Origin of the sequence: Microbacterium rhizophilum (assembly GCF_039605615.1) — a bacterium.
Taxonomy (GTDB): domain Bacteria; phylum Actinomycetota; class Actinomycetes; order Actinomycetales; family Microbacteriaceae; genus Microbacterium; species Microbacterium rhizophilus.
Window position 1 is genome coordinate 21,436 of the sequence record NZ_JBCNUN010000004.1, and the last position, 6,146, is coordinate 27,581.

Annotated in this window: 7 protein-coding genes; 5 read left to right on the top strand and 2 right to left on the bottom strand. The window is 74.0% G+C overall.

Translation table 11 applies throughout. The annotated features are described in order from the left end of the window. The first annotated feature begins 3 nt into the window (after window positions 1–3). The 3 genes from AAD528_RS08540 to AAD528_RS08550 are packed head-to-tail and all read left to right on the top strand — an operon-like array spanning window position 4 to window position 2,304. Window positions 4–363 carry a YciI family protein gene (locus tag AAD528_RS08540; RefSeq protein WP_345751653.1) on the top strand — a complete coding sequence of 120 codons (360 nt, stop codon included), beginning with the start codon at window positions 4–6 and terminating at the stop codon, window positions 361–363. A gap of 46 nt (window positions 364–409) precedes the next feature. Further along, on the top strand, window positions 410–1,465 hold the full coding sequence (locus AAD528_RS08545) for a zinc-dependent alcohol dehydrogenase family protein (protein ID WP_345751654.1): 1,056 nt from the start codon (window positions 410–412) through the stop codon (window positions 1,463–1,465). Further along, window positions 1,462–2,304: an EamA family transporter gene (locus AAD528_RS08550; protein WP_345751655.1), complete on the top strand. Its 843-nt coding sequence runs from the start codon at window positions 1,462–1,464 to the stop codon at window positions 2,302–2,304. Before AAD528_RS08545 ends, AAD528_RS08550 begins: the two co-directional genes overlap by 4 nt. 69 nt (window positions 2,305–2,373) lie before the next feature. On the opposite strand, the gene AAD528_RS08555 is transcribed toward AAD528_RS08550, so the two are convergent. Then, window positions 2,374–3,894 (bottom strand): DUF7059 domain-containing protein, encoded by a 1,521-nt coding sequence (locus tag AAD528_RS08555; protein ID WP_345751656.1) that lies wholly within the window; start codon window positions 3,892–3,894, stop codon window positions 2,374–2,376. 87 nt (window positions 3,895–3,981) lie between these two features. On the opposite strand from AAD528_RS08555, the gene AAD528_RS08560 reads away from it, so the two are divergent. Beyond that, window positions 3,982–4,338: a type II toxin-antitoxin system PemK/MazF family toxin gene (locus AAD528_RS08560; protein ID WP_345751657.1), complete on the top strand. Its 357-nt coding sequence runs from the start codon at window positions 3,982–3,984 to the stop codon at window positions 4,336–4,338. A 111-nt stretch (window positions 4,339–4,449) separates the two neighbouring features. Further along, window positions 4,450–4,884 carry an Hsp20/alpha crystallin family protein gene (locus AAD528_RS08565; protein ID WP_345751658.1) on the top strand — a complete coding sequence of 145 codons (435 nt, stop codon included), beginning with the start codon at window positions 4,450–4,452 and terminating at the stop codon, window positions 4,882–4,884. A 208-nt stretch (window positions 4,885–5,092) separates the two neighbouring features. Here AAD528_RS08565 and AAD528_RS08570 read toward each other — a convergent pair. Continuing rightward, the coding region (locus AAD528_RS08570; protein ID WP_345751659.1) for a galactokinase at window positions 5,093–6,146 on the bottom strand (1,054 nt) is incomplete at its 5' end.

Consider the following 6,146-nt stretch of genomic DNA (forward strand, 5'->3'; position numbering starts at 1 on the left):
GAGATGACCGAGTACCTGATCGCTTTCAACGACGAGTGGACCCCCGAGTTCACCCCGGAGCAGCTGCGCGAGGCGGCGAGGACCTCCATGGCGGTGATCGAAGACATGAAGGCCGCGGGCGTCTACGTGTACGCGAACGGCGGGCTCGTGCGCGAGACCCCCGTCTTTCACGTGCGCCCGGTGGACGGCGAGCCCGTCTTCACGGACGGCCCGTACGTCGAGAGCAAGGAGCTGTTCGGCGGCTTCACCGTCATCGACGTGCCGGACGAGGAGGCGGCGCGCCTCTGGGCGGGCCGCATCGCGATCGGATGCGGCTGGCCCCAGGAGGTCCGGCCGTTCCCGAGCTCCTCGCCGTTCGACTGAGCAGCTCGAGGCCGACGACCGCCGCGGACGCCGATAGCCTGGAGCCATGCGCGCGACCCTGCTCCACGGCCCCGGTGACGTCCGCTTCGAGCAGGTGCCGGATCCGGTCATCCGCGATCCCCGCAACGCGATCGTCCGCGTCGTGGCGGCGTGCGTGTGCGGCTCGGATCTGTGGCACTACCGCGGCGTGACGGCCGCGCCCGACGAGCCGCAGCGGATCGGCCACGAGTTCGTCGGGATCGTCGAGGAGGTCGGATCCGACGTCTCGCGCGTACGGGTCGGCGACTTCGTGATCGCGCCGTTCTACGACTGCGACATGACGTGCGAGAACTGTCGCAACGGCTTCTCGACATCGTGCCTCGAGCTCGGCTGGTGGGGGTCGGACGACCACACGGGCGTGCCCGCGGACGCGGGCCAGGGCGAGTACGTGCGCGTCCCGCACGCCGACGGTTCTCTCACGGTCGTGCCCGGCGGCATGCCCGACGAGGCGCTGATCCCGAGCCTGCTGACGCTGTCGGACGTGTTCCTGACGGGGCACCACGCCGCCGTGTCGGCCGGCGTGCGCGCGGGCTCGACCGTGGTCGTCGTGGGCGACGGCGCTGTCGGCCTCAGCGGCGTGCTCGCCGCGAAGCGACTGGGCGCGGAGCGGATCGTCGCGATGTCGCGCCACGAGCCGCGGCAGAAGCTGGCGCGGGAGTTCGGCGCGACCGACGTGATCGAGGTCCGCGGGGACGAGGGAATCCGGGCGGTCAAGGACCTCTTCGGCGGCATCGGCCCCGACGCGGTGCTCGAGTGCGTCGGCACCAGGGAGTCGATGGACCAGGCGCTGCGCTCCGCGCGCCCCGGCGGGCAGGTCGGATTCGTGGGCGTGCCCAACGGCGGGCCCGAGCTGCCGGTGCGCACGATGTTCTCCTCCAACGTCGGCGTGCGCGGCGGCGTTGCGCCGGTGCGCAACTACGTCGACGAGCTGCTGCCCGAGGTGCTGTCGGGCGCGATCGAGCCCGGCCGCGTTTTCGACCTCACCGTGCCCATGGCGGAGGTCGCCGAGGCCTACGCCGCGATGGACGAGCGCCGCGCGATCAAGAGCCTCCTGCGCCCGTGACGGCGATCCTGCTGGCGCTGGCGTCCGCGGCCGCGTACGGCGTCTCCGACTTCTTCGGCGGGGTGCTCTCGAAGCGACACAGCGCGTGGACCATCGCGTTCTGGGGCCAGGTCGGCGCCCTCGTCGCGGCCGGGCTGCTGGCGCTGTGGATCGGCGGCCGGCCGGCACCCGTCGACCTGCTGTGGGCCGCGGTCGCGGGCGTCGGGTCGGCGCTCGGCACCGCGTTCCTGTATCGGGGCCTCGCGAGCGGCCGGATGAGCGTGGTCGCACCGATCTCGGCGGTCGTGAGCGCGTCGGTGCCGATCGTGGTGGGCGTCGCGACGGGGGAGCGCCCCGCGCCGCTCACCTGGGTCGGGATCGCCGTGGGCCTCGCGGCGATCTGGCTCGTCGCGCGCGCTCCGGATCCGTCCGGCGCCCGGGCGGCGGGCACCGCGGCGTCCGTCCGGGACGGCGCGCTCGCGGGCGCGGGTTTCGGTGCGTACTTCGCGGCGATCGGGCAGGTGCGCGACGAGGCGGGCCTGTGGCCGAACGCCGCGAGCATGGCGGTCGCCGTCGTGGTGCTGCTGGCGATCGTGCTGGCGGTCCGCGCCCCGCTGGGGCTCCCGCCGCGCAGTGCCGGCCTCGCGCTGATCCCGGGGGTGCTGGGCGCCCTCGCCCTCACGCTGTTCCTGCTCGCGACGCAGCAGGGCCTGCTCACCGTCGTCGCGGTGATCGCGTCGCTCTACCCGGCGGCGACCGTCATCCTCGCCGCCCTCGTGCTGCACGAGCGCATCCACCGCAGCCAGGCCATCGGCCTCGCCGCGTGCGCCGCCGCCGTCGCGCTCGTCGCCGTGGCCTGACCTCCGCGCAGCTCGCTTCGCTCGCACACGGGCCGAGCTCGGTTGCCCGCAGACCGCGGAGCGCCCCGTCTACTCGAACACCAGGAACCCGTCCACCAGCAGCTGCCGCACCCGGGAGAGCAGCTCGGCGCGGAGAGCGCGGCCGTCCGCCTCGAGCAGGTCCGCGATCGCCGCGATGAGCGCGCCGACCGCCAGGTCGCCGTCGCACGCGCCGACGAGCGCGGCGAGGCCGGGGTCGGCCTGGATCGCGCGTCCGAAGCCGGCGCCCTGCCGCAGCTCGATCACCTGCGGGTCGCCGATGCCCGGCAGGTGGTGCCGCGCCTCGGTGACGTCCGCGGCGGCGCGGAGGACGGATGCGGCGAGCGCGTCGTCGTCCATGCCGGCCAGGCGATCGTGCGCGGCGAGCGCCTGCGCGAGATGCGCGCCGAGGCCGCCCTCGGACGGGATCGGCTGCGTCATCCGCTCGTAACGCTGCAGCCGCGGCGCACCCGCCGCCCGGCGCAGCAGCACGTACCCGAACCCGATGGCGGTCACCCCGCGCGCGGCGAAGTCGTCCAGCCATGCGGCGAGCAGCTCGTCGTGGCGCGGCGATCCGGGCACGGTGCCGCCGTCGCGGATCCACATCTCGGCGTACTGGATCGGATCCAGCAGCTCGCGCTCGACGACCCACGCCTCGAGCGGCACGGCGGAGGCCGCGACCCAGCCGCGCACGCGGTCGAGGCCGTCGACCCCGTCGCGGGTCTCCCAGTTCCCGAGCAGCTGCGCGATGCCCCCGGGCGCGAGATGCGCGCCCACGCCCCGCACGACCTGCTCGACCAGCGCGTCCCCGACGAGCCCGCCGTCGCGGTACTCGTAGCCGGGCACGCCCGTGGCGCGCGGCGTGATGACGAACGGCGGGTTGGTGACGATCCGGTCGAACGTCTCGCCCGCGACCGGATCGAACAGGCTGCCCCCGCGGGTCTCGATCCGTGCATCGCGGTTGAGCAGCGCGTTCAGCCGCGTGAACGCGAGGGCCCGCTCGGACACATCCGTCGCCACGACCGACTCGGCGTATCGCCGCGCGCGCAGGGCCTGGATGCCGCAGCCCGTACCGAGGTCGAGCACGCGGCCGGCGGGCGTCGGCAGCTGCAGTCCCGCCAGCGTCAGCGAGGCGCCGCCGACGCCGAGCACGTGATCCTCGGCGAGCGCGCCGCCGCCCGTGGCGATCTCATCGAGGTCGCTCGCCAGCCACCACTCGCCGGTGCCCTCGGTGTCGAGGTAGGACTGCGGGCGGATGATCGCGCGCGGCGTCACGGCATCGCCCGCCTCCGCGAGACCGAGCGCCTCCAGGCCCGCGGCGCCCAGGGTGGGAAGCGCCGCGTCGACGGCGTCGCGCGGCTGCGCGACGCCGAGCACCAGCAGGCGCCCGAGCGTGGCGAGCGCATCCCGCCGCTCGCCCAGCCCGCGCAGGGCGGGCACGCGCAGCCCGCGTCCGGTCGCGTCGTCGGCCTCCACGCCCCACGCGGCACGCAGCGCCTCGGAGCGGAAGCGCGCGGCGGCGAGGTCATCCGCCAGCGCGGCGCAGAGAGCGGGATCGGGATGCGGCGTCACCGCTCCATTCAACCCCGCGATCCGGCCCGTCCCGACCCGGGTCGGCGGCGAAATCCCGTCGAAACGCGGCTGCGGCATACTCCCGCCATGATCAGGCGCGGCGACATCCGCTGGATCGGCTTCGGCGAGCCCCGGGGACGCGAGCGGGAGCGGATGCGGCCGGTGCTCGTGGTGCAGAGCGACGCGACAGACGCCGAGGTGATCGGCACCGTGCTGGTGATCCCGCTCATCTCCAATTCCGCGCTGGTCGCGATCCCGGGCAACGTCCTGATCCCCGCGGGCGTGGGCGGCCTGGAGCGCGACGCGGTCGCGAACGTGACGCAGATCGGACCGGTCGACCGCGACTACCTGGATCCGCGTCCGCTGGGCCGCGTGCCCGCCGATCTGATGCGACAGGTCGACGCCGGCCTCTGCCACGTGCTCGGGCTCTCGGCGGATTCTTAACGATCTTCCAGCGAAGGATCTGGCACTCTCACCTCGAGAGTGCTAATTCATATATCGAGTCCCCCACGACTCAGGTCTGAACCGCCACGAGCAGACAAGAGGAGGATCACGATGGCGATGTTCTTCGACCCCTTCCGTGAATTCGACCGGATGGCCGAGCAGCTGATCGACCGGCAGGGACCGCGGCTGATGCCGATGGACCTGTACCGCGACGGCGACCACTACGTCCTGAGCGCAGACCTGCCGGGCATCGACCCGGGCAGCGTCGACATCGACGTGGACGGCCAGCTGCTCACGATCCGCGCCGAGCGGACCCCGCGCAGCGCCGAGGGCGTGAAGTGGATCACGCGCGAGCGTCCGGCCGGCTCGTACCTGCGCCAGCTCAACCTGGGGCAGGGGATCGACACTGCCGGCATCTCGGCGACGTACGACAACGGCGTCCTGAGCGTGCTGATCCCCATCAGCGAGAAGGCCAAGCCGCGCAAGATCGAGGTGCAGCGCTCGGTCGCCGGCGCACAGGACGTCACGCCCGAGCTCACGGCGTAGTCGTCACCGCGCACGAAGGGGACCCGGATCCGTCCGGGTCCCCTTCTCGTGGGTCCGCCATCCGGCCGCGATGGTCCGCACAACGCAGGACGCATCCCGCCGCGGTGATCCGCACAACGCAGGAACCGGATCGGGACACGCCGCGGACACGCCGACAGCAGCCCCATCCGTCACAGCGGCTCCTGCATTGTGCAGGTGGACGGCCCGATCAGGCGTCTCGCCGGGCGCCGTCGGACGGGACGATCGGGAAGGCGCGCGGCGCCGCGTAGCCGCGGTCGGCGAAGGCGCGGGCGGCCGCGTCGGCGACCGACGCCGCATCACCGGCCTCCACCAGCGCGACGGCGGATCCGCCGAAGCCGCCGCCGGTCATGCGCGCGCCCAGCGCGCCCGCCTCCAACGCGGCCACCACGGCCGTGTCGAGCTCGGGAACCGAGATCTCGAAGTCGTCGCGCATCGAGGCGTGCGACGCGACGAGCAGGTCGCCGATCGCCCGCGGGCCCTCGGCACCGAGCACGCCGACCGTGTCGAGCACGCGCTGGTTCTCCGTGACGATGTGGCGCACGCGCCGGAACGTGACGTCGTCCAGGAGGTCGCGCGCGCGATCGAGGTCGGCGGCGGCGACGTCCCGCAGCGCCGGCACGCCGAGCGCCGCGGCGCCGCGCTCGCATGCGACGCGCCGGTCGCGGTAGCCGCCGCTGGCGTGCGCGTGCTCGACCCTCGTGTCGATCGCGAGCAGCACCAGGCCCTCCCGCTCGAGACCGAGGTCGACGGATCGCGTCTCGAGGCTGCGGCAGTCGAGGAAGGTCGCGGCGTCCGCGCGTCCCATGATCGACGAGACCTGGTCCATGATCCCGGTCGGGGCCCCCACCGCCTCGTTCTCAGCCCGGCGGCCGACCTTCGCCATATCGAGCGGCGCGAGTCCGAGCTGCCACAGCTCGTTGAGCGCGGCCGCGACGGATCCCTCGATCGCGGCCGACGACGACAGCCCCGCCCCGACCGGCACGTCCGACGCGATCGCGAGGTCGACTCCCGGCACGTCCGCACCCGACCGCCCCGCGGCGGCGAGGGCCGCCCACGCGACCCCCAGCGGATATGCCGCCCACTCGGGCACCCGCCCCGAGGCGACCGCGGCGCCCGCGCCCCCGCCGAACACCGCCTCGAGCTCGGCGAGCGGCAGCTCGACGCGCTCGGGCGCGAAGGTCGACGCGACTCGGATCGCCAGATCGGCATGCATCCCGGCGGCGGCATATGTCCGGTGCTGG